Origin of the sequence: Paenibacillus sp. FSL W7-1287 (assembly GCF_038004245.1) — a bacterium.
GTDB lineage: Bacteria > Bacillota > Bacilli > Paenibacillales > Paenibacillaceae > Pristimantibacillus > Pristimantibacillus camelliae.
This window is the reverse complement of sequence record NZ_JBBORD010000003.1, coordinates 16,376-40,197: the sequence shown is the minus strand read 5'-3', so window position 1 is coordinate 40,197 and position 23,822 is coordinate 16,376. Positions and strand designations below refer to the sequence as shown.

At 41.9% G+C, this 23,822-nt stretch carries 27 protein-coding genes; 18 read left to right on the top strand and 9 right to left on the bottom strand.

What is annotated here, in order from left to right; translation table 11 throughout:
• Nucleotides 1–48 precede the first annotated feature (48 nt).
• Together NSQ99_RS23095 and NSQ99_RS23090 are read right to left on the bottom strand one after the other, a co-directional pair.
• Nucleotides 49–285 (bottom strand): hypothetical protein, encoded by a 237-nt coding sequence (locus tag NSQ99_RS23095; protein WP_340839269.1) that lies wholly within the window; start codon nt 283–285, stop codon nt 49–51.
• A gap of 18 nt (nt 286–303) precedes the next feature.
• Complete coding sequence (locus tag NSQ99_RS23090) at nt 304–1,095, bottom strand: hypothetical protein (RefSeq protein WP_340839268.1); 792 nt, start codon at nt 1,093–1,095, stop codon at nt 304–306.
• 580 nt (nt 1,096–1,675) lie between these two features.
• Between NSQ99_RS23090 and NSQ99_RS23085 the strand changes: the two genes are divergently transcribed.
• Together NSQ99_RS23085 and NSQ99_RS23080 are read left to right on the top strand one after the other, a co-directional pair.
• Nucleotides 1,676–2,416: a hypothetical protein gene (locus NSQ99_RS23085; RefSeq protein ID WP_340839267.1), complete on the top strand. Its 741-nt coding sequence runs from the start codon at nt 1,676–1,678 to the stop codon at nt 2,414–2,416.
• A 162-nt stretch (nt 2,417–2,578) separates the two neighbouring features.
• Complete coding sequence (locus tag NSQ99_RS23080) at nt 2,579–2,845, top strand: hypothetical protein (RefSeq protein WP_340839266.1); 267 nt, start codon at nt 2,579–2,581, stop codon at nt 2,843–2,845.
• Between the two features lie 343 nt (nt 2,846–3,188).
• Here NSQ99_RS23080 and NSQ99_RS23075 read toward each other — a convergent pair whose 3' ends face one another.
• The 3 genes from NSQ99_RS23075 to NSQ99_RS23065 all read right to left on the bottom strand — a co-directional run bounded on the left by NSQ99_RS23075 (nt 3,189) and on the right by NSQ99_RS23065 (nt 3,966).
• Nucleotides 3,189–3,329, bottom strand: coding sequence for a small acid-soluble spore protein P (locus tag NSQ99_RS23075; RefSeq protein WP_251669401.1), 141 nt, complete (start codon nt 3,327–3,329; stop codon nt 3,189–3,191).
• Between the two features lie 119 nt (nt 3,330–3,448).
• Nucleotides 3,449–3,628 carry a hypothetical protein gene (locus NSQ99_RS23070; protein ID WP_340839265.1) on the bottom strand — a complete coding sequence of 60 codons (180 nt, stop codon included), beginning with the start codon at nt 3,626–3,628 and terminating at the stop codon, nt 3,449–3,451.
• Complete coding sequence (locus NSQ99_RS23065) at nt 3,625–3,966, bottom strand: hypothetical protein (RefSeq protein WP_340839270.1); 342 nt, start codon at nt 3,964–3,966, stop codon at nt 3,625–3,627. Before NSQ99_RS23065 ends, NSQ99_RS23070 begins: the two co-directional genes overlap by 4 nt.
• 237 nt (nt 3,967–4,203) lie before the next feature.
• Here NSQ99_RS23065 and wsfD point away from each other — a divergent pair, with 237 nt between their 5' ends.
• Both wsfD and NSQ99_RS23055 read left to right on the top strand, forming a co-directional pair.
• Nucleotides 4,204–5,637, top strand: coding sequence for a glycan biosynthesis hexose transferase WsfD (gene wsfD, locus NSQ99_RS23060; RefSeq protein WP_340839264.1), 1,434 nt, complete (start codon nt 4,204–4,206; stop codon nt 5,635–5,637).
• Between the two features lie 83 nt (nt 5,638–5,720).
• Complete coding sequence (locus NSQ99_RS23055; RefSeq protein WP_340839263.1) at nt 5,721–6,869, top strand: hypothetical protein; 1,149 nt, start codon at nt 5,721–5,723, stop codon at nt 6,867–6,869.
• A gap of 324 nt (nt 6,870–7,193) precedes the next feature.
• Here NSQ99_RS23055 and NSQ99_RS23050 read toward each other — a convergent pair whose 3' ends face one another.
• Entirely contained in the window at nt 7,194–8,210 is a 1,017-nt protein-coding gene (locus tag NSQ99_RS23050; RefSeq protein WP_340839262.1) for a DNA-methyltransferase, read from the bottom strand.
• Nucleotides 8,211–8,401: 191 nt separating this feature from the next.
• Here NSQ99_RS23050 and NSQ99_RS23045 point away from each other — a divergent pair, with 191 nt between their 5' ends.
• From NSQ99_RS23045 to norA, 4 genes are all read left to right on the top strand, one after another.
• A complete protein-coding gene (locus NSQ99_RS23045; protein WP_340839261.1) occupies nt 8,402–8,830 on the top strand; it encodes a universal stress protein in 429 nt (142 codons plus the stop codon).
• Nucleotides 8,831–9,696: 866 nt separating this feature from the next.
• A complete protein-coding gene (rnhA, locus tag NSQ99_RS23040) occupies nt 9,697–10,374 on the top strand; it encodes a ribonuclease H (protein ID WP_251669387.1) in 678 nt (225 codons plus the stop codon).
• A gap of 84 nt (nt 10,375–10,458) precedes the next feature.
• Entirely contained in the window at nt 10,459–11,295 is an 837-nt protein-coding gene (locus tag NSQ99_RS23035; protein ID WP_340839260.1) for a MerR family transcriptional regulator, read from the top strand.
• Nucleotides 11,296–11,385: 90 nt separating this feature from the next.
• The gene (gene norA, locus NSQ99_RS23030; protein ID WP_340839259.1) at nt 11,386–12,567 is read left to right on the top strand and encodes a multidrug efflux MFS transporter NorA; all 1,182 of its coding nucleotides are present in this window, start codon (nt 11,386–11,388) and stop codon (nt 12,565–12,567) included.
• Nucleotides 12,568–12,658: 91 nt separating this feature from the next.
• Here the strand turns inward: norA and NSQ99_RS23025 are convergent, their stop codons facing one another.
• Entirely contained in the window at nt 12,659–13,246 is a 588-nt protein-coding gene (locus NSQ99_RS23025; protein WP_251669381.1) for an NAD(P)H-dependent oxidoreductase, read from the bottom strand.
• Between the two features lie 97 nt (nt 13,247–13,343).
• Between NSQ99_RS23025 and NSQ99_RS23020 the strand changes: the two genes are divergently transcribed.
• The 8 genes from NSQ99_RS23020 (at nt 13,344) to NSQ99_RS22985 (ending at nt 19,833) form a co-directional block, all read left to right on the top strand.
• Complete coding sequence (locus NSQ99_RS23020) at nt 13,344–13,781, top strand: MarR family winged helix-turn-helix transcriptional regulator (RefSeq protein WP_251669379.1); 438 nt, start codon at nt 13,344–13,346, stop codon at nt 13,779–13,781.
• A gap of 199 nt (nt 13,782–13,980) precedes the next feature.
• Entirely contained in the window at nt 13,981–14,685 is a 705-nt protein-coding gene (locus NSQ99_RS23015) for an ABC transporter ATP-binding protein (RefSeq protein WP_340839258.1), read from the top strand.
• 61 nt (nt 14,686–14,746) lie between these two features.
• On the top strand, nt 14,747–15,442 hold the full coding sequence (locus NSQ99_RS23010) for an ABC transporter permease (RefSeq protein ID WP_340839257.1): 696 nt from the start codon (nt 14,747–14,749) through the stop codon (nt 15,440–15,442).
• A gap of 52 nt (nt 15,443–15,494) precedes the next feature.
• On the top strand, nt 15,495–16,676 hold the full coding sequence (locus NSQ99_RS23005) for a hypothetical protein (protein WP_340839256.1): 1,182 nt from the start codon (nt 15,495–15,497) through the stop codon (nt 16,674–16,676).
• Nucleotides 16,677–16,815: 139 nt separating this feature from the next.
• Nucleotides 16,816–17,457 (top strand): accessory gene regulator B family protein, encoded by a 642-nt coding sequence (locus tag NSQ99_RS23000; RefSeq protein ID WP_340839255.1) that lies wholly within the window; start codon nt 16,816–16,818, stop codon nt 17,455–17,457.
• A complete protein-coding gene (locus NSQ99_RS22995; RefSeq protein ID WP_340839254.1) occupies nt 17,423–17,593 on the top strand; it encodes a cyclic lactone autoinducer peptide in 171 nt (56 codons plus the stop codon). Before NSQ99_RS23000 ends, NSQ99_RS22995 begins: the two co-directional genes overlap by 35 nt.
• Before the next feature lie 612 nt (nt 17,594–18,205).
• Nucleotides 18,206–19,084, top strand: a complete 879-nt coding sequence (locus tag NSQ99_RS22990; protein WP_340839253.1) for a sensor histidine kinase — start codon at nt 18,206–18,208, stop codon at nt 19,082–19,084.
• A gap of 14 nt (nt 19,085–19,098) precedes the next feature.
• On the top strand, nt 19,099–19,833 hold the full coding sequence (locus NSQ99_RS22985) for a LytR/AlgR family response regulator transcription factor (RefSeq protein ID WP_251669367.1): 735 nt from the start codon (nt 19,099–19,101) through the stop codon (nt 19,831–19,833).
• A gap of 99 nt (nt 19,834–19,932) precedes the next feature.
• On the opposite strand, the gene NSQ99_RS22980 is transcribed toward NSQ99_RS22985, so the two are convergent.
• Nucleotides 19,933–20,127: a hypothetical protein gene (locus tag NSQ99_RS22980; protein WP_251669365.1), complete on the bottom strand. Its 195-nt coding sequence runs from the start codon at nt 20,125–20,127 to the stop codon at nt 19,933–19,935.
• Between the two features lie 85 nt (nt 20,128–20,212).
• Nucleotides 20,213–21,007: a Nif3-like dinuclear metal center hexameric protein gene (locus NSQ99_RS22975; RefSeq protein WP_340839252.1), complete on the bottom strand. Its 795-nt coding sequence runs from the start codon at nt 21,005–21,007 to the stop codon at nt 20,213–20,215.
• Nucleotides 21,008–21,291: 284 nt separating this feature from the next.
• Here NSQ99_RS22975 and NSQ99_RS22970 point away from each other — a divergent pair, with 284 nt between their 5' ends.
• A complete protein-coding gene (locus NSQ99_RS22970) occupies nt 21,292–22,029 on the top strand; it encodes a hypothetical protein (protein WP_340839251.1) in 738 nt (245 codons plus the stop codon).
• A 14-nt stretch (nt 22,030–22,043) separates the two neighbouring features.
• Nucleotides 22,044–23,723 carry a vWA domain-containing protein gene (locus NSQ99_RS22965; protein ID WP_340839250.1) on the top strand — a complete coding sequence of 560 codons (1,680 nt, stop codon included), beginning with the start codon at nt 22,044–22,046 and terminating at the stop codon, nt 23,721–23,723.
• The last annotated feature ends 99 nt before the right edge of the window (nt 23,724–23,822 follow it).

Genomic DNA, 23,822 nt, shown 5'->3' with positions numbered 1-23,822 from the left:
TAATATAGTCAGGGTTTTTGTTATGGGACGTTAATTCAGCAAATGATCTCATTCCTTTTTAGCAAGGGACCAGAGGAAGAAAATGATACCAAAAGCTAATGCAACGATTTCAGGAATTTGAGAATAGGTTGATGTCAGATCTAATGCCATTTGGTATTGACCAGTAGACATGTTCCCATTACTTGCTCCAAAAATTGCAGCACTGATATGGTGAATAAACTTTCTTCCGATGAATAACACAACAGCCAATGCAAAAAAGGACAATGCAGTTGCTCGTTTGCTCATTATATCACCTGTCTTAGTTTAGTATGTCGGTTTACTAGAGCTCTCCACAAGTGTATATAGTCCGTCCGGAAGTCCATTAGATGTCTCTTTAGCGATGTAAAGATCAATGAAATGATCCTCATCAACGAGCTTGACAGAGCTTCCAGGAACAACGGACCAAACTTCTTCATGAAGTATACCATAAGAATTATCCATTATTGGAGTGTAATCCATCCATACATATTTTTTAGGAGGGACGTTTTGAGTGACCGATTGAGAAAAACTGAAATTTTCAGACCAAGATGCGCCAACAGTTACACCAGCGGTAATCGCATTTTTCTGTCCGGAAGTGCTAAAGGAAAAATTACTTGTATAAGACTGAGATGTGGAATAAGTTAATGTTTGTGAATTAGTTTGGGTTGAAGAGTCATTGTATAGAGGAGCAGAAATTCTTCGATTTAGATTCCATCTGTATACATTTGAAATAAAGCCAGATTCATTGTAGTAGCTCAAATCCAAGAGGGCCATAGGAGATATATCTCCTGCGAGCGAATTGTTGTTAAGTAATTCAGCATTTTGTTTAACATATGTTTCTTTCTGCTTAAATATGTTTGCCTGCTGTTGAATACTTTCAGTTTTAATAGCTTCCAGTTCTTCTAAGGTGATTTCTTTTTGAACTCCATCTGAGACGAGAAATGCTCTAACAACTTGTCCTTCGTCCTGAACATTATTTACTACGGATGATTCCGCACCTGCAACCGATGTTAAAGCTAGCGAAAGAGTTAATAGCAGAGAAACAAGAAAAGGTAATCTAATTTTTTTGATTGTCATGTTTATATCCTCCTAAAATTTGATTTGATTTGTAACTAACCTCAAATGACTTCCCTCCTTGGCCTGAGGCGGTGACTAATTTAATGATGGATTAACTGGATGAACAACCTCTTATATTAAAGACGATTGAGAAACGAAAATATGACGGTAAACCAAAAACTTTTATTCTTTATTAATATACTAGAGGTGCTAGCATTGTAATGTATCCAGTAAAATTTCATGGTATTCTAATTAATATCACGTTCTTTCATTAGTTCATTCAACTTGCTGACACGCGTTGGGAAGGTTTCTAAACAATAATGCATCTTAAACGGACGATTAATGTAAAGTCACACATTCAGTGTACTTACTTTTTTTCGTCGTTAAGGATGCTTTTTTTAATTTCTGAGGGAAATTATATTAAAAAATGCACCTCTCAAGTAGATCAATAAGAATTCGCATGTTTTATGTGTCTATTGATCGGTTGAGAGGTGCATTTTTGTGCCTAGAACCTAATTAATAATCTAAAGGAGGAGTCCGACAAAGTGACAAATCAGTAAGGTTAAGAAAAAGCCAAATTTAAAGTATAGGAGAAAACAAAATGAAAACGGAATCAAATCATATTCGTTCGTTGCGTACAATGGAAAAACACCTTGAAGAAATCACAACACTTTTCATTGAACGAATAGGCGAATGTAATCTTACCTCCCGTCTTAAAGAAGTTACTACGGTACCACAGGCTTTCGAATTATTAAAGGATAGCTCCTTATCAGAAGATGAACGCTCTGACATTATTACTTCTATTGGAATGGCATTTTCAGATGCTACTGAAGGATTACTAAATGAGTATTTGCTATCAATGGGTTTTTACAAGAGTGAGGACGAATTTTATCATGATGCAGATATATCTTGTAAGCTGATTGAAGATGCAGGAGAACTTTATATCGACGTACGGGTAAAAACTGAAATGACGGTAAATGTACAGCTTCATGCTAGGCATTTTAGTGACCGAAAATTCGCAGAAGAAGACTATCACTTAATGCTGAAACAATTTGATACCGCACGAAAGGAAAAGGTGGTATTACAGTTTTGTAAAATCAGAGATGGACTCCAAAACGATATTACAGATCTTGAAATACAGTGGGAAGCAGCTGAGAGTACAGACCAGATAGACAATATAATAAAAGAACGTTTCAAGTCCCAATTGCATGTACTTAGGAAAGTTCATCAGACAATGGATGAGACGATTAAAAGATACTACGGTGTAGAATCGGATGATAAGGCTATGATTTGCAATGATTGCTCGAAAAGTCGAAAAATGGATGGTCAGAATTTTGAATAATATCACTGTTGAAAGAGTTATGAATGCTTATCAGGCAGGAGTTGTAATTCCAGGATTTAAAGGATTGGGAGACAAAGAGAAAAACTGAAAAACTGTGGATGTGCGATTGCTGCAGTTGTAATTCACGAAAAATCCGATCGTTTTCATGATATTAATCAGGTGTTGATTAGTTATGATACTTATGGGAGCGATGAAATATGCGAAGCATTAAATATCTCGATCCCATATATGTATGGCTTCACTGATGGCTTTGACGATGTTTCTTTTGGCTGCAGCATGCAAGTTGAAAAACCAAAAATATGGGATGAGCGAAGTAGAGCAGAGTATCATATGGGATTCGATCATGGTGTGGCAGCTCGTAATGCCGTATGCAATCAGGACATTGCAAATACAAAAGAAGTGTTGAATTTTATTATTGATGCTAAATAGAGTGGAAGCGTTAAAGGAGCTGCTGCCCATTAAGTTAGTTGAACTGACTTAATGGGCAGCTTTTTTTGTAGCTTTTTTGTATTGCAGCATTTTAGTGTGAAAAATCACCCAAAATAACATATCGATGCGCCGATGGTGACACCTTATATGATAAATCATACAAAATGAGGTGCAGATGGGTGAAATGGTGGAGTTTTGTATGAAGTTTCATACAAAACTACCGTAATCGAGTGATAATTAAGCATTTTGTATCACAGAAAATGCTGTAACTTACGAGCCTGCTGCAAAGCTGCGCTCCAGAAGATATGACATGCCAACACGCATCAAGCTATGCGTCCAGATACTATGAACCTTCACCGTGGTTGTTGCGTGAATGGTTAGCATTTTTGACCTTTTTAGAGCCTGATAGCGGCTCGTTAGGTTGATGATTCGTATTAGCGCGATGATCTTTATTTGAATGATTGCGGTCCGTTCCTTTTGCCATCGTTAACTCCTCCAATATCGTTTAAATTTGTTACCTAAAGTAACTTAATTGTGCTCTAAATGTGCTCTAAATGTGCACAAATTGTATCTTGAACGTTTCGTTTTCCTATATTGCTGTATTTATTCTTGGTTCTCATTCTCATATGCTTTTTTGCGGAAATGAAGCATATCCTCATGACGCTGATCCATATGCTTTTGATTCAGCTGTTGGTTCGTATGAGAGGTTAGGTCTGGGGTTGTTTCCAATTCCTTGACGACATTTTGCAGGTTTTTGTCTATGCCTGGCTTTGCTTTTGTCATTGATTCGTCAGTCCTTTCAAGCTTTGCGCACATTCATGAATATTGCGAACATAGCCCTCTACAAGATTTTGTGCATGGATCGTTGTCTCGTCTGCAGCAGTGTTTCCTTTCTCTACATCAAGCAGCTCGACCTTAACCTCACGCTCATCAACATAGCTTAAGCGAAAATCAGCGGAATAATGACTACGGCCACTATTGGCAATATGGATGAGCAATGTATCATCAAACTTAGCATCTGGTTGAACATTGCACTCATCCGCCTGATTAAGAAATGTCGGCAGCGTATTTTGCCACGCTTGGGCTAACGTCTGCTTATCAATAGGCAGTACATCTGACATTATCGTCACCTCCGAAGCTTAGTATGACCCGTCAACCATTCGCTATGCACGTATGCATTTCATCATAATGGGATTTGTATTTCGGAAATAGGATTCGCATTCGTATAAGTGTAGTTAATGTGGATTATTTTGGTAAGGTAGAAAGTTTATGTTATGATAATTGATGGTCTGTTACATATACTGGATTTTTTGATACTGGACTTTTTGAGTAGGATAAGTTTGGAGAGGGATAAGATCGTGAAAAGATACATACGAATGGAATGGATTTATGCCATCGCAGCGTCCATCCTAATGGTCGTTCTGCTGTTCACAGGAGGCTTTATTGGAGTAGCGGATAACGGCGACTTTTTAAGAATAATGGGTTCAATTGGTTTAAACTACTACGATATATCGGAAGCGTATGAGGATCGTTTTTTTCGTTATGCCCATGCACTTTATGCTTATGATGCGTTTTTTAGAGGCTTTTATCCGTCAACGCAGCTCATCATTGTAGCTGTCGCCAGATTTTTTGCTCAGCTGTTCAACTCCGCTGTATTTGATATCCGAGTACTCGGGGTAATCTATGCCATTCTTCACATGACAGCAAATATCATCCTCATTCACGTGTATCGTGCGAAAGGATGGCTTGTATCCATTGTACTAACAGCACTGCTGCTGTTTGTTTTTCACGATGTGGGGTATATGGCGTATTTTAATTCGCTTTATGGTGAGCCAGTCTCGCTTATTTTCTTATTGCTGACGATGGCGCTAGGCTTAAAGCTAACATATGATGAGAAGCCGACAAAGACATTGCTCGTTCTGTTTTTTATCGCATCCTTTTTCTTAGTCTGCTCGAAAACACAGAATGCTCCCGTTGGCATATTATTGGCCATCATCTTTATTCGTTTAGCATTTGTCCACGATTATAGTCTAAGCTGGAAGCGAGTTGCACTATCGCTAGGTGCTGCATTAGTGGTTATCTCGGCAGCGATGTACATATTGGCGCCGAAGGACTTTAAGCAAATTAATTTATATCAAACGGTATTTTTTGGCGTGCTGCATCATTCGGACGATGTCGAGGATGACCTGAAGAAGCTTGGATTACCGAGCTATTTATCAGTGTTAGCTGGAACAAACTATTTTCAAGGAGATACAGAGATTAAGCAGAATGATCCGAGGCTTGAGGAGGATTTTTATAGCCGCATCTCACATGTAGATATTATGCTGTTCTATCTGAAGCAGCCTGGTCGTTTCATAGAGATGATGGCCTATGCAGCAGAGCATAGTATGAATATTCGTCCATACTACTTGGGGAATTATGAAAAAGCAGAGGGGAAGCCGCCAGGAGCAGTGACCTTTAAGTATAGTGGCTGGAGTGAATTTAAGCGAAGTGTTATCCCAAGCAAGCTATACTTTATCGTGCTCGTGTATGTACTCTACTACGGTGCAGCGCTGTACGAGTGGCTGCGTGCACGTCATCATAGAGATCGCATTCGTGCAGAGCTGTTTATGCTGTTAGGATTGGTGGGCTGTGCTGCCTATCTCATTCCGATTGTCGGGGACGGGCTCGCTGATCTAAGCAAGCATCTGTTTATGTTTAACGTTGTATTCGACATGATGCTCGTTGCTATAGTCGTGTGGCTTGCATATAAAGCTAGACTAGCTTTGCAGGGCTATCGCAAGCATAATTAGGGATTAGCTTCCATTAACCTACCTCTGACAGCAGTCATGCATTACGGTATAATAGGATGATCTTACTAGATTGCAACAGGGGGATGGACATGATTGCAGAAGCGCTGCAAAGGGCAGTTCAAGCCTATTATAATGTAAATACACCGATTGAGAAGAGCAAGGCAGTAGAGGATCTGACCTCTCTATTTCAAATGACGAAAAAGGGCAAGCTGTTTATAGCGGATTCTGAAGAGTATGCAGTTCGCTTTTCCTACAGCTCTAAGGATAGCTTTGCTAATACAGTGCTGGCGTTAAAAAATGTACTAAAGTTTGATCACATACCGATTATATTATGTCTGCTGAAGCCGACTTCCTACGAATTTATGCTTGTTAATACGACATTCTTGAAGAAAATATCGCATAGCTCCAAGGCGTTGACGGAGACAAATATTCGCGGCTCGTTTCTCGGGCACGATATTATGCGAGAGATCAAGGTGGCAGCAGATCGAGTAATACCTAATGAGCCACAGTATTTTGATGAGTTGTTTGCGTTCCATGAAAGCATTGAAACAGCTGATAATATCAGTCGATTAGTAGAGGAAACGTCGCAGATCAGCTCGCAAAAGTCTGCATTCGTCATTGATGAGGCGATGACAGAGCGTATTCATCAAAGCTTGCTCTATTCCTACACGAAGAATGACGAGCTCGAGCGCGTAAAGGCAGAGCTTGATCAGCTCGTGTTCAAGTACAGCGATGAAATTTTGAATATTGCTAAGGAAGAATCGACCAACGTCAATTTGCGAGGCAATCGCATCGAACAGCTGCTTACGAAGGAAGGGCTGAATCAGCACGGTCTTGCAGATGAAACGGTAATGCTTGACGATGGCGGGCGACTGCTCATTGATATTAAGACAAGCACAGGCTCGGCAACTGCCAATCCGAAGCTGTACAATGTCGATAAGCAGCTGGAGGCACTATCTGACGGACATACCGTGTGCGCAGTGTATATGATCCATATCAATGCGGAGCTGCAGCAAATTGATACCTATATGGTAAACTGCTTCGATGAGGATATCCTTGATCATACGCTTATTCAGCATCACTGGTCAGGCCGTAGCTCCAGAGGCAGCAGCCAGCTTCACGCTCGCGTGTTTCAAGCACTAGCTGCAAAAGATCGAGAACCACGATTCAATCCCGAGCGGGCGCTTAGCTTTATAGATGAGCTTATCGCTCGTGAGAAGTACTCGGAGTAGCGGGTTCGAATGATTAAGCTGATCGAGTTCTATCACTAGCTACATCATTAGACTAGCAGCAGAAATGGGATAGAGAATGGCGTAAATGCTAGATCCTCATAATAAATTGTAAATGGACTTTTCTTGTCTCTTGCTTCTTAAATTAAGAACAGCTGTCTCAAGTCGCGTCGACGCGGCTTGAGACAGCTGTTTTGTTATATGCACATATGGAGGAGATGAAAATATAGGCTGTAACTGTAACTGTGACTGTAACTGTTGCCTACTAATGTTAAATGTGAAAAGTTATTCCTCTATGACGCCTTAGTTACCCTTCGTTAATCCACTTTAATCCAGATCTAAGCCTAGATCTAGCGTCATGTTCTCATCAGCGGCTGGACGTGTGCTCTTCGCCTTGGACTGCTCCTGCAGCGAATTTCTTTCCCAGAATACACCTTCAGAGTAGCCTTGAATCGATGCGTCCTGCTCAGCAAGCGCAAGGCGCTTCTCAGTTAAGCAAGCATAGACCTCATCTAGCTCTACACCGACGTAGCGTCGATTCAGCTTCTTCGCTGTTACAGAGGTTGTACCTGCACCAGAAAATGGATCGAACACAACATCCTGCTCATCTGAGCTCGCCAGAATGATTTTTGCGAGCAGCTTCTCTGGCTTTTGAGTCGGATGATCTGTATTTTCTGGCATTGACCAGAAAGGAACGGTAAGATCTGTCCATAGGTTAGACGGATGTGTTAAACGGAATTTTCCTCCAGATTGCTCGTCCCAATCTTTCGGCTTGCCTTCCTCATTACGATATGGAGCAATGACTTTTCGCTTCATCTTCACACGATCGACGTAAAATTTGTAATTCGTGGAGTTGGTACAGAACCATATATCCTCGGATGCGTTCTTCCAGTTGGATAGTGAGCCGCGACCTTTCTCACGCTCCCAAGTGATACGATTCAAGACATTCAAGTATCTCGATGCTACCTCAAAAATCGAATGGCTGGAGCGCCAATCTCCGCAAATATATACTGAGGCATCTGGCTTTAGCACGCGGACAAGCTTAGAAAACCAGGAATCTAGCCACTCGGTGTACTCATCACTGGACATTTTAGTGAAGGTTTTACCGTTGAAGCTTTTCGTAAGATTATAAGGTGGATCAATAAACATAAGGTCAACAAATTGATCAGGAAGTCGGTCAATCGCTTCAAATAAGTCCTGATGAATCGTTTTATTCATAATCGTTTCTGCCGAGGCTGGCTCGGACAACGTAATTAGCTGCTTTTTATAAAATTGAAGCTCGTCCTCCGTTAACGTAATTGTACGATTACGTGCAGCACGTTTTTTTGGTTCAAATTGAGTCAATGATCATGCACCGCCTACTCTTAATTCATTCTCAAGTAAGTATACTATAGATTTAGCTAGGCTTTCATCCATTGATAGTTGTCAGAATATTTACATAATTTATCTGGCACATATGAAGCGCTTTCATTTATAATATAGGTATAGCTACCTCTTACTAGACTTGAGTAAGCTACAATTGAGGGGGAATGTATATGTTTAATTGTATTCTTGTTGCTATCGACGGCTCTAAAATGAGTGAAAAGGTGCTGAACACTGCTGCGCAGCTTGCTAAGCAGTATGAAGCGAAGCTTACCCTGATCAATGTCGGAAAAGAGCTGGTCATCCCACCGAACGTTGTAATTACCGATCTCCAAAAAATATTAGCAGAAGTTAGCAAGGCCGGGCATGAGCTGCTGAGAGAAGCGCAGGAGAAGCTAAAGGTACAAGGCATCGAGTCTTCCAGCTTATTCGTACAGGGCAGCAGCATATCAAGGAAAATTGTTGAAGTCGCCTGCGAACAACAGCATGACCTCATCGTCATCGGCAGCCGCGGCTTAGGCAATATTAAAGAAGTGATGCTAGGCGGAGTGAGCCACAAGGTTACCCAGCTAAGCAAATGTCCAGTACTCATCGTGAAATAATATATAAATCATATGCCACAAAGGGCACTCAGGTCACACAAGACCGAGAGTGCCCTGTTTTTGTATTGATTTGAACTTTTAGCGGAGTAGCTGCGAGGCAGCCCGCGAAGCGCTACCCACAACAACCCTAGCGTAGTAGCTGGCGAGTCCATGCTCCAGCGGAGTAAATAGTGAGAGCGGAAAAGCGAAGCGGTTGACAAACCGCCTCAGCGAAGTAGCTAGCGAGGCAACCCGCGAAGCACGACCCACAACCACCCCCAAGCGGAGTAGTTGGTGGTGCAGCGCCCCGAAGCGCTACCCACAACAACCCTAGCGGAGTAGCTGGCGAGTCCATGCTCTCTTCGGAGTAGCTAGCGAGGCAACCCGCGAAGCGCTTCCCACAGCGTAGCAGCTGGCGAGCCCATGCTCCAGCGGAGTAAATAGTGAGAGCGGAAAAGCGATAGCGGTTGCCTTTGTCCTCTGATTTCTACATATAATATCCTTCTAGAAATCAGAGGGCAACAGCAATTGCAGCCTTACTATTTACGTAGCGTTGCATAAACCTCACCAACTACGGAGCGATGAAATCAGAGGACAACAGCAATTGTAGCCTCACTATTTACGTAGCGCTGCATAAATCGCCCAACTACGGAGCGATGAAATCAGAGGGCAACAGCAATTGTAGCCTCACTATTTACGTAGCGCTGCATAAACCTCACCATCTACGTAGCGCTGCAACCAGAGGACGACGTTGCAACCTCACCAACTACGGAGCGCTGGATTTATCCCCCGAAATACGTTACTTTTGAATAAGGCAACCGAATCGCCGAATGACCATGGACAAGTATCAAGCCAATGGTCAAATGAATCAATCTATGGGGTGCATAATGGCTAAGCAAAAATATTACGTTGTTTGGGTTGGAAAGAAACCAGGGATATATACAAGCTGGAGTGATTGTCAGCAGCAGGTGAATGGCTTTGAAGGCGCCAAGTTTAAAGCGTATGAGTCTAAAGCGGAGGCAGAGAAAGCCTACGCGCAGGGCTGGCAATCACATTGGGGCAATAATAAAGGCAAAGCCGCTTCAAGTGCAAGTGGCTATGCGGCATCTAAATCGAAGAAAACGGTTAGCTCTGCTTCAGCTGCATCCGTACAGGAGGAGATCGACTATCATACGATATCTGTCGATGTAGGAACGTCCGGCAACCCAGGGCCGATTGAATATAAAGGCGTCGATACGAAAACGGGTGAGGTGCTGTTCTCGGTTGGGCCGATTCCCAATGGTACGAATAATCTAGGCGAGTATCTGGCCATCGTCCATGCACTTGCATTTATCGCAAAAACAGGTGATACACGCAATATATATAGTGATTCGATGACTGCGATGAAGTGGGTAAAGCAAAAGTCGCCCAACACAAACCTTGCACGCAATGCTTCTACACAAGAGATGTGGGACTTAGTTGATCGTGCAACGGATTGGCTTAAATCCAATACATATTCCACAAAAATTATGAAGTGGCAAACGGAGCGCTGGGGAGAAATTAAGGCCGATTACGGACGTAAATAATCGCAATGAGAAGTAGAATGATTACTTGCGAAGAAGCAGCGCTTTAGTTATAGAAGGTTAATTTGAAATAGAGGGAAGTATGTTATGAGCAACAATTACTACACGATAGGTGAGATGTCTAAGCTTTCTAATTTACCTATTCAAACCCTTCGGTATTACGACCAGATAGGCTTGTTTAAACCGATACATATCGATCCAAGCTCGAATTATCGGTACTATGATGATACGCAGCTGCATAGTCTCGATCTGATCAAAGCGTTGCGATATCTTGAGATTCCACTTGCAACGATTAAGCAAGTACTGGACTATACGCTCGATGAGCTGGTCACATTTTTAGCTGATCAGGAGACGGTCATAGACTCTAAAATTAAAAGGCTGCAGGAAGTTCAGAACACGCTATTAAAGACGAAAAGCCAAATTTCAAATCAGCTTTCTATTCCCGTCATGGACGAGGTATATGAAAGTGAGGAAGATGCGATTCGCTTGTTAAGCATTAAGCTGCAAAATTCTTCTCCTGCCTTTGTATCGAATGATTACTTCACACCGTTAATTAAAACGATAGATGAAGCGGGTGGCGTGGCAACGAAGTTTGGATGCATCTATCCGCTAAAGGCGTTTGGCTCGTTAGAAGAGATTCAATATCAATACTTATTTACACCTTTACTGACTGACCGTTACCTACATAATCTGGATAAAGACATGTCTGTCGTTACGATGAGCGAGGGGCGCTATCTGTGTATATCCTTTATGTTTTCGATGGATAATTATATGGAGCATTACAATCAGCTGCTGCATTATATTGAACAGCAGCAATGCAGCGTGCAATCAGACGTGTATGAGTTTTATCTGCCAACGACGTATTCCTCTCATCAAAAGCCGGAATATATCGTTCAGCTTAAGGTGAAAATGAATGAAAAATAGCAGTTGACTCTATAGTAACTGTAGGCATTATTGTATATAGGACGTCCAAAACATGATATTAATATTTCCTTGGCGAACGGAGCGTTCTATATGAATAAATTAAAAGAAAATTCAACCTTAGCGATCTTGCTTGGCAATTTATTTATTGCCTTTTTAGGCATTGGGCTCGTTATTCCGATCCTTCCAACGATTATGAATGAGCTTAATATTAGCGGTAAAGTCGTTGGCAACTTGACGGCGGCCTTTGCTCTAACACAGTTATTCGTATCACCATTTACTGGAAGAGCAGTGGACCGATATGGCAGAAAGATTATCGTTGTGATTGGCTTAATCATCTTTGGCATATCTGAGTTACTGTTTGGTATGGGGAAAACAGTAGAGATCTTGTTCCTGTCGCGGATACTCGGTGGGGTGAGTGCAGCCTTTATTATGCCGGCGGTTACCGCATTTATTACCGATATTACAACACAAGAGAGTCGACCGAAGGCATTTGGCTATATGTCTGCTGCCATTAGCACTGGCTTTATCATTGGGCCAGGGATTGGTGGGTTTTTAGCTGAGCTAGGAACAAGGGTACCTTTTTATACGGCAGCTGTACTCGGGTTTGTTGCCGCGATTCTTTCTGTTCTATTTTTATCTGAGCCAGCTCGACAACGTATGGTGCAGCATGATTCTGCGGCGAATAAAAAGTCGGGCTTGAAAAAAATGTTTATCCCGATGTTTTTAATTGCATTTATTATGATCTTTGTATCCTCATTCGGCCTGGCCGCGTTTGAATCGTTTTTCAGCTTGTTTGTCGATCACAAGTTTAATTTTACACCGAAGGACATTGCGATATCGATTACGGGTGGAGCGATTATTGGTGCCATTGTTCAAGTTGCTTTGTTCAATCGGTTGACTGTTAAGCTGGGGGAGATCGGGTTAGTGCGCTATTGTCTAATCTTCTCCGCTGTAACCGTATTTCTTGTGACACAGGCGAATTCCTATCTTACAATTATGCTATTAACCTTTATCGTCTTTGTAGGATTTGATCTGATTCGTCCAGCCATTACGAATTACTTATCAAATGTGGCGGGTGACGAGCAGGGGTTTGTAGCAGGCATGAACTCGATGTTTACCTCTTTGGCGAACGTCATGGGGCCAATCGTTGGCGGCATGCTATTCGATATTGATGTAGATTATCCGTATTATATGGCTGTCATTCTACTCATTGTGGGCTTGTTTATATCTATGTTTTGGAAGCAAAAAGCAACAGCGCAAAGCTTAATATAGGTTTCCCAGTCTTAAAAACCAACCCTTCAGCGTAAGGGTTGGTTTTTAGTGTTGATAAACAATACGATAAGACACGAGTTGTATAAGCATATTAAGCTTCGAGTGTCTTGAAGTATTGATACACTCTTCTCAGCTGCTTTTCTTGCTTGCCGTTCTTCTTCTCCATTCCACCGAATTCGAAGAATTTCACCCTTCTGATCCCAACATATTGAAACAGCGCTTTTTTCATTAGCACCTTGTGGGCATTATTTAGCCAAAACAGAGGGTATAGCGTCGGTCCCTTCATCGACGATATGCAGACGACGGATTTTCCTTTCAGTAGACCTTCTGGCAGCAGCTTCCCATCGTCCTTATAGGCAAAATTCGAGGCGAACATTTGATCAATGTAGCCAAGCAGCATGGCAGGAGGACGACCCCACCAGATCGGATAGATGAGTATAATTTTTTCGGCCCATAGCAGCTGCTGGCGATACTTCTCTAGTCTAGGATCTTTATGCATATCCCTTCTTCGCTGGTGCTCATTAAACACGAGCCTTGGATCAAATGATTCAGCGTACAGATCGAGCACCTGAAGCTCATGCTCGACACGATTATCCTTTAGCCCTTGCAGCGTCTGCTGCAGAAATGCATAGCTTAAGCTTTGATGATTGGGATGGGTGAAGATAATGAGGGTTTTCATTTTCCACCTTCTTTGTTATCATTTGATAATAAATTAGCATGACGATTATTAGTTGTCAATAGATAATTATCTTTTGATAATATTATGAGGTGAGAGCATGGATGAGAGAGACAAGCTATTTCAGCAAACCGTTTCTTTTATAGCGGCCGTACATCAAGTGCATTATGACATGACGAAAACAATGCCTCTGCATGGCTTAACTGCCTTGCAATATGAGATCATGGAGTTTATTGCGATCGACCAGCCGTTAACACCGAGTCAAATTAGCGAGTGTAAAGGCATTTCCATGCCAAATACAAGCCGTGAGCTGCGAAAGCTGACGGAAAAAGGGCTGTGCGAAAGATTCGACGACCCTACGGATCGCAGAAAGCAATATATTCGATTGTCAGAGCTAGGGGAAAAGTATATGGCCGAGGCATTCGAGCATATGAAGCAAGAGCTTGGGAAGCGACTTGGCGATATGGGGGAAAATGAGCTTCAGCATATCATAGCTTCGATGCAGCATTTACAAAAAACGGTCTTTTACTCCGAGTAAAAGACCGTTTTTTCTTGAGAGAGGACGTATTCGTCATAAGCTCTGCATGAGGGGATATGGCAGTATTATGATCATGAGTGACATATTTATTTTACAGTTATTACATTGTAGCGCTCATTTAGGATAGGTTGAGTTACTGAGACGTACATCGTGCTACACTAGCTTTCGGATAGGTTGTAGCAAATTAGGAGGAATACGAGTGGTACGTACAGTTTTTAGAGGGGAGTCCATAAACTTCGGCTATGATCACAAGCAGCTTATATTAAAAAAAGTAGAATTGATGATTGAGGATCAGAGCATTTATGGTTTATACGGAGCTGCTAGTTCGGGAAAGACGACGTTAGCCAAGGTGATGCTTGGGTTAGAAAAACCTGAGCAGGGCACGATAACGTGGTTCAACGAGCGTCTCAACTCTAGCACGAATCGAAGAGTAGGATATGTGCCGCAGCAAAAGGCATTAATATATGATGTATCGGTATATGAGAACGTGATGTTATTCGGCAAGCTGTATCAGTACCGGGGCGAGCGGCTAAAGCAGCAAGTAGAACAAGCCTTGCAGCTGGTGGGTCTATGGGAGGAACGCAAGCTAGTCTCGGCCAAGTTGTCAGATGAGCAGCTTCAACGATTAAATATTGCTTGTGGCATTGTGCATATGCCTGACGTTGTCATTATGGATTCGTTAACGGAACATATTGAAAAGAAAGCGGTTTCATTTATAATGGAAATAGTGAGGCAGCTGCATGATTTGGGGATGACGATTGTATATCTTTCGCAGAATATGGAAGAAATCAAGCAGCTGTGTACGCATATTGGCATTTTGAAGGATGGTATATTATCTGCTGAAGGAACGATTGAGTCGTTGATAGATGATAAAGAGATGAATGAATATCGAGACATACTCTGAAAAAATCCGTTAAGAAAGGGAAAGTTGGCACATGTATGTGTTTGAGTTGTATGCGAGACGTTTGGTCAAGCGTAAATTAGTTCTTACTGGTATGGTGATGCTGCCTGTGCTGCTAGCACTTTTACTAGCGAAACTGTATGAGCCTAATCAGGTTGAACAATTCTCTAGCATGATGAGCGGTATGATCGGTATTCTCACGATATTAGCGCTTATAAGCACGATGATGTTTTACAGTGATAAGCAGCATAAGACTGCACAGCGAATATTTCTTAGCACGTTAAGCAAGCTTAGCTTTTATGGTCAGAAGGTACTGGTCTTTTTAGTTATCAGTATGTTACAGCTTCTGGCAATGGTGCTGGCAGTAGAACGACTACTACCGTCAAAATTAGAACTAGCCTTCATGGACTATTTAATATTGTTCAGTGCTTACTGTTTGTTAATTATTATTACGGCTGGGGTTGGACTGATTGCCAAGAATCTAGCTCGTTCAGACAATGGTAAAGGGTTAATATTAACGATAATCGGTTGCGCGCTGTTTCTTATATGTGGGTTGATTGGAGCTAGTATCGAGCTGCCGTTTATCTTCAATTCGATGGCGAGCATTGTACCGACCTATTGGCTGACAGAGGTGATATCAATCATTTTCGATGATCCAGGCCGACATATAGAGCAGCTGCTCGGTTATATGGTTAGTTTGTTGCTATGTGCAGGCTTAATATTACTGCTACTATGTAGAACGAGAACTGAGAGATTATAGGAATGCATCAGGGAGGTATTGCTGAGAGGAAGAAACAGGAAGGAGAATTCATTTGCTGTTTTACAGTCGATATCAATCAAATGACCCTGAAGATTTTGCGACAGAATTAACGAGGATGCAATCGAGCATTCTTCGAAGCAGCGGACGATCTATTTATCGCAAGCCTTATTTGTATGAGCTGCCAGCGACTATGAGCTATAGTCAGCTTAGCATGGCGTTGTATCGCACAATAAGCAGTCATGCTATGCTGCAGGTCCAGTTCAAGTATGAGCGCAAGCTGCAGCGCTATGAGCAATACATCGTGCAGCTCCCCTCTTTAAATGATTGGGATATTCCAATCGTGGATATCGGCATGCAGCCGGAGATGTATATTATAACGGAGGAAACGAGTGTGCCGTTGTTAGAGGGCTATCCTTGGCGAATTAAGTTTTTGGAGTATGATGACAAGCGTTATATGTATCTAGAGTTTCATAGCATATGTGTGGACCATTATGGAGTGAAGTGCTTTGAGGATACGCTTTTTAGAGCATTAAGAAGTGGGTATCAGCTTCCTTCAGGGAATTTGTCTTCCTATCGTTTAGTACGCAATATGGAGATCATTTCCTCTAATTTCAGGCAAAAGCGTCAAGATCCAGTCCAGTTCCCTCTTATTCAGGAGCCTGGCATGAGGATTATTACAGCTTCGTATGAGCTATCAAGTGATCAAATGATGGTGATCGAGCAGATCAAGAAACGGTACAATGTGGAGGCGTCGGTCGTTTACCAGCTTATTGTCGAGCAAATGCTCGGCTATGACTCAGAAGGTGAGCTATACGGGATGATCGATAATTGGCGCTCTACGCTAAGGAATTTCGATGAAGTTGGCTGCTTCTATTATATGAATGGTGAGGTAGTTCAGGGCCTTGGTGTGATGAGAAGTCGCTTAATGACCTTGCAATTGCAGCATCAAAAACGTAAGGAAGGCGAATTTACGACCATTAGTAAGCGCAGTGACTACTCAATCGTGTACAGCTATGAGGAGGTGCTCTGTCAGCGATTGGTAGAAGTCCCTGCCGATCAATATGGCCCATACGAGCTATTTATACGGATTAGATGTGGACAAGCTGGAACAACCGTAAAGTTCGAATATAGTCCCGAGCATTACTGCAGAGAACAAATCAAGCAATACTATATTCATCTGTACAATGTAATGAACACACTGCGTCAGCAGCTACTGACAAACTGTGCGTCATAACGAATCACCGCATTTTTTGACATGAATGTCATAAATATAGGGAAAATGATACAGTTATGATGAATAAACGCAATATTAAGACAATTTGATGCATAGCTCGTCCTGGTATGTATAATAAAGACATAGAGAGGTGAAGCACATGCAGGAAGAAAGCGTACAACGTATAGGGATCATAGAATCGCTTGCGAGTCGCATGGCTCTCTGGTTGAACAAGGAGCGCCAAGGTGATCACATCGACTACTTGAAGATGAAGCTAGGCATTGAGACAATCTTAACCAACGTGTCGAAAGGACTCGTTGTTTACGGTACAGCCATCTTGCTGGGACTTTTTCTTCAAACGTTAATTCTTCATGTCGCTTATGCAGTAGTAAGAAGATATTCCTACGGGTTGCATGCTAACTCTAGCACGGTATGCAATATTGTGAGTATTATCTTATTTATCGGCACACCTATTCTATGCCAGTACATTCCGTTTACTAGATTGATGGTTATCGGATGTGGACTATTGTTTATCACTCTACTTTATTTGTATGCACCGGCTGATACGGACAAGTCACCGATTGTCGGAGCCGAGAAAAGACGCTTACTTCGAATGAAGTCGGTAGTAGCGTGCGCTGTGATTACGGGGATCGCCTTCCTGTATCCAGACCCATTCATTAAGAGTCTTCTTATGTTGGGCATGGCGTTTCAAATCGTCATGATCCTACCACTCACATATAAATTATTAAAAAGGAGTGTTAAAAATTATGAACAATACGAAACAGAATCAAGGTCTGCTTAACGGTATGAAGGGTATGGCTACAAAATTCATGGGGAATGTCGCAATGAAGAACGGAGAGCAAGCTTTGGAAAGCGCTTGTTCATACTTCTTACACGAGCCACAGATTCCTGCAGAGTTGCTGAAACAGTCAAAGTAAGCACATTCAGTGTTAATCAATAACGATATAATAGACTTTTCCAAGTTAGAGCTACTCTGACAAGGAAAAGTCTATTTGTTTGTCGAGATTTATTACTCTGTTAACAATCTAACATTATTATGGAATGTGTTATAATATAGAATAGCTTGCAAATATTTCATCATTGCAAATAATAGATAGATTTGAGGTCATCTTATGTCTGATTTCATTAATATTACTTTGCAGACGATCACGATATCACTTTCCATATATATATTATTCCGTTATCAAATAAAGCGGAATCTGTTAATAGCGATGATTTCTGGATCAGCGGTATTGGGTTACCCCTTATATTTGTGGCAAGGAATTATTGGCGTATTTATCTTATTGTTATATTGGATAATGCTTTTAACACTTTCTAGAAAAAAATTATTCACTGGCATTGTTTTTCCAGTACTTGCTTTAATCATTTCTGTAATTAGTGATTACATAGTTAAAACCGTATTAATCCTACTATCGAGCTCCTCACTTGAAGATATTCGATCGATATTATTTATAGATATCGTTAATATAGCCACTTGTTTCGTTTCAATATTACTCAGTATTGTTCTGTCTTATTTACTTTCATCTTTTTTGAGACAAGACTATATCATGCGCAGCTACAGTATGCTGTTTGCTATATTAAGTATCGTTACCCTCGTTATTTTCTACATTAATATTTTAATAGGTAAACAATCAGGTTTTTCAGATGAGAACATTCGAGCGAACAGTGTGCTGTTTATTTTTTACTTTAGCATATTAATCGGCGTATGCTTCCTGCTCACAAGAATGATTGTGAAGGAAACGAATATGCGCAACCAGCAAATTCAATACGAACGGCTGACTGAGTATACGGAAAACTTGGAGCAAATGTATACGAATATGCAGAAGTTTCGCCATGACTATATCAATATACTGCTATCGATGTCTGAATATATCAGAGCGAAGAACATTGAAGAGCTGGAGCAGTATTTTAATAACAACATTATGCCGATCAGTATGAATATGAAGTCCAACGCCTACAAGCTTGGTTCACTTCATAATTTGAAGATTCAAGAGTTGAAGGGGATTATTTCCTCAAAAATTATAAAAGCTCAGGAGCTAAATATCGATGCAAACGTTGAGGTTGTTGAGCCAGTAGAGCAGATTAATATGGACCCTGTCAATTTATGCCGTTGTGTCGGTATTATATTAGACAATGCGATTGAAGAGGCTATTCATTGCGAGAAGCCCTTTGTACATGTCGCTCTAATAAAGCGTGGGGGCTCCAATATTATCGTTGTGTCGAACAGCAGCCGACCAACAACACCAGAGCTTCATAAAATCTACGAGAAGGGTTTTTCAACGAAAGGTGAAAATCGCGGCTTAGGACTTAACAACCTGCGTGAAATGGTTGCAAGCTGCAACAATGTCACGATGGATACTCAAATTTTGCATGGCAAATTTACTCAGGTTTTGGATATAGCGGATTAGGAGGATTTAGTAACATGCTTGAGATTTTTATTTGTGAAGATAACGATGAACAGCGTCGTCAGCTAACAAAGTACATCTCAGATTACATCCTAATAGAAAACTTAGACGCAGAAATTACGATTTCAACAGCACATTCAAAGGAAATTTTAGACTATGTAAAAGCAAACAATGTGGTTGGCTTATACTTTTTGGATGTGGATCTTAAAGAAGATAAGAACGGGATATTAATCGCAGCAGAGATCCGTGAATACGATAATCAAGGCTCTATCGTATTTGTAACGACGCATTCGGAGCTAACGTATTTGACGTTTACCTACAAGGTAGAGGCGATGGATTATATCTCGAAGGATCAATATACGGATATACAGAATCGTGTCATTGAATGCGTGGATACCGCTTATCAGCGCTATGTAAAGAATACATACAAAAACCGCAAGCTGTTTCAAGTGAAGTCAGGCGAAAAAATGATTAGTGTCGATTATAATGACATATTGTTTTTTGAAACGGCACTGCAGCCGCATAAGCTCATACTGCATACCGTCAATCGTCAGGTAGAGTTTTACTATAAGCTAAAGGATGTATTAAGCATGGATTCACGGTTTTACCGCTGCCATAACTCCTTTGTCGTCAATAAGGACAATATCGCCGAGGTGGATATTGCGAAGCGTGAGATTATTATGATAAATGGTCAGAAATGCTTTGTATCGAATCGCTATCTGAAGGGCTTAAAAAGCGTAGCGGTAAAGTAAGGATAAATGAACCCAGTAAGTCATGTAAGCAAAAATCGTCTTCGTCTAATATGATTACAAAACATCGCCATGCGATTAAAAGCATGGCGATGTTTTGTATTATTGTTGCTTATTTTTTGCATGTTTCTTTCTGAGCTGCTCTTGCTCAAAAGCCTCGCGAGCTTGGCTACCGTATAGACTTTCCCCAAACTCTGCTGCAAATTCATTCTCCGTATCAACGACACGATTTAGTTTTGATGTGTGAAAATCTGCATCTACTGATTTAGACGGCAACTTGTTATTGGATCTACGCATGGGACAACGCTCCTTTAATAAAGCAATATGATTGATGAATTGGAGTACGTCCTTATTATGTCTTCATCCAGTGTAGTTATGCGTGCTATCCAATGGTGTAGATTGGCTGCGCCTTCAGATGGTGTACTTGCAGCTGTGGCAGTGCCTGCTGCAGCATTTCTCCAATTAAATCTATCCCAGGCAGCTCGCTTTCTGCATGCCCTAACACGATGATCCCACAAGGACTGCCCAGAGCAGCTGCATCCCGAATATATTCCGGCGCCTCCCATTCCATGCCCTCACCGATAATAACAGCATCAAGCTGATGCTTCGCAATTAATGGTATGAGCGATGCTCCGTTTCCTCGATAGCCTACGAGCACACCGATGTTCCTGCACGGCTTGCTCTGCTCCCCTCTGAAGCGTATGTATGGCAGCTGAAGCTTATCCTTAACGGCAGTAATTATCGCTTGCAGCGGGGTAGGAGGCACCTGAACGATCGTTGCTACTGCAGTCTCCAGTGAGATATGCTTCTGCCAGTCCAGCTTATTCACTAAGCCACGTGTAATCAGATCAGGCTGATGGCGATGGCAATGGTCGTGATAGCGATAGATCGCTAGCCCATGCTTCTTAATAAACTGCTCTCGTTCATACAAAATGTCGCTATCCTCTGGCAGCGGATAGGCTTGATGATGACTGTAGTATAACCCCTCATGTGAAATAATGAACCTAATTCCGAGCTGGACGGCCTGCTCCAGCACCTCTTGATTAGCCATAAATGTAACAGCAATTTCGCTAACCTCGTCATTTTCATTCCCATATAGCAGCTGATCTACAGTGCTTTCAAGCTCAACCGGAGAGCTCGGCAAGGTATCGATAATCTGTTTAATGGTTACGCTCATTCGCCTTCCTCTTCTCTATTCATAATCTATGAACTATAGGTTGGATAATTTGCTAGATGTAGTACTAGGCTCATCATATCGAACGAGGGAGCTTCTGTAAATGCTGTCTATTATTGCTGTCCTTTTAATAATACAAACATGAATTTGCTCATATGATGAAACGTGAATGGTAAAAGTTCGTATCTAATGAATAAACGAGTAACGTTAGCAAATTTATAATAAATTGCCATTATTTATATGGTAAACTATTTAGAGTTGCAGCAATTCGGGGGGAGGTTAGCGTGATGAGGCACCTTAAGCTAATAGGCTTACTTTTAGCAGTTATAGTCGTGAATATCATTGTCCTATCGCCAGGTTTTCTTGGTGTCGATCTAACGAGTGATTCGCCATTAGAAAAGTCGGCAGCACTTACATTGCTTATTTTAAGCGGTATCCTCGTTATTTATGCAAGCTATCGCTTTGTATTCAAGCAGCCAGATAATAAAATTTTGCTGCGGGAGACAGAGGCTGTTGAGCAGGACGCGCAGCAAGCGTTGGTGCAATATCGACAGCATAAGCTGTTTAGCATGGAGGTCCAGCATGCACTTGATCAGCTTCACCGTATGAAGCAAAAAAAGCTGGCGCTGCTTGATCTATTAAGCCAACGGTTTCAGCCTAGTGAACTAAGCTATAGTCGATTTTTAGGTGTCATATCCGCGGTAGAGCAGCTGTTTAATAACAATATAAAAGGTTTAATTAGCAAGCTGAGAGGCAGCGAGCTGTCGGGTCTGTCTGCTGCAGATCAGCGTATGCAGCGGATGCTATCTCCGCGCGTCACGCAGCAAAAGCAGCAGCTGCGCAAGGAATATACAGATTATGTGCTCGGCTACATTAGCTCGAATGAAGAAATTTTGATTAAGCTAGATCAGCTTATGCTAGAAACGACACGACTTGGCACTACAGATTATCGCGAGCTTGACGATATGCCATGCATGCAGGAGATCGACCAGCTCATCAAGCAAACGAAATACTACAAGCAGTAAAGGGGAGAGATAGGGTGAAGAAAAAGTTTATTACGTTAATTAGTATTGTAGTCGCGGTATTTATTATCGTTTATATCGGAGTAAGCTTAACGACGAACATGGGGAAAACAGAAAAAGAAGTAACAATTGATGAGGCCAATAAAAGCTTGGAGAAGATGATTAAAAACATCAGCGTAACGAACGCCGCACCGATTAAAGGGCAGGTCGACCTAGACCCTGTTTCCTTAATCGATACACTTCCAGATATCGAAAAGTTTCCGATCTCCGTAGAGCCTTCAACGTCAACCTTTGTTGAGATCTTCTCATCGACTGAAAAATCAGGAACAGGCGTCGACGGCTGGCTGAATGAGGTAGCGGAGGAGTTCAACAAAAGCGGCATAGAAGTAAACGGCAAGCAGGTTTCTGTAAAAATTCGCAATATCGCATCAGGTACTGCCACCGATTATATTCGCTCGGGAAAATATGTACCGGACGCATTTACTCCATCTAATGAGCTGTGGGGTGAGATGGTTAAAGCATCAGGCGTGAAGACGACGCTGGTCAATGATCGTCTAGTTGGTAATGTTACGGGTGTTGTAACGACGAAAACGAAGCATGATGAGCTCGTTGAGAAGTATGGCGACATCAATGTAAAGACGATTACGGATGCAATTGCGGATAATGTGCTGTCGATGGGGTATACCGACCCATTTGCAAGCTCGACAGGTCTTAATTTCCTTGTTACGGCTCTACAAAATTTTGATTCCAGCGACATGCTAAGCTCAGCTGCGGTAAGCGGCTTCGAACGCTTCCAGGCGAATGTTCCATTCATCGCTTCAACGACGCTTCAAATGCGTGAAGCTGCGAAAACGGGCATGCTGGATGCATTCGTTCTTGAATATCAAACCTTTGTCAATGCAACAGATTTTAAGGCGGGCTATGAATTTACTCCTTTTGGAGTGAGACACGACAGTCCGTTATATGCGCTAGGCGATCTGTCTCAGGAAAAGCTAGACATCATTGAGGCATTTGGAGACTTTGTCGTACAGGACAAATATCAAGAGGCGGCAAGTAAGAAAGGATTTAATGGGTTGAATGACTATCAAGCCGAGCTTGGTACAGTAGACGGCGCAGTCCTTACGTCAGCTCAGCGTTTGTGGAAGGAAAAGAAAAATGCGAATAAGCCCGTTGCAGCAGTCTTTGTCGCTGACGTATCGGGAAGCATGGATGGCGAGCCGCTTCATCGATTGAAGGAGTCGCTGCTCAGCGGACAAAAATATCTCGGACGTGACAATAGCATTGGTCTTGTCTCGTATTCTAGCAATGTGGAGATCAATCTTCCGCTAGCTGCATATGATACGAATCAGCAATCCATGTTTGTAGGTGCAGTGGAAAGTTTGCAGGCAGGTGGAGGAACAGCGACATTTGACGGCATCGCTGTTGCGATTAAAATGCTGCAGGATGAAATGGCACTAGATGCGAATGTGAAGCCGCTCATTTTCGTATTAAGTGATGGCGAGACGAATGAGGGTCACTCATTAAAGGAAATTAAGAGGCTAGTCGAGGCGTACAAAATACCGATCTATACGATAGGCTATAACGCGAATATTGATGCGCTTCATGAAATATCGAGTATTAATGAAGCAGCGAGCATTAATGCAGATACGGATGATGTCGTGTACAAAATTAGTAACCTGCTTAATGTGCAAATGTAGCTTGCTAGCTTGCTTGAAAAGGAAGTAAAGGAAGCTTGTGCAGCATGACGATGCAGACGTTTCAGATCATATAGCTATTGAAATGAAGGAGGAGATTGC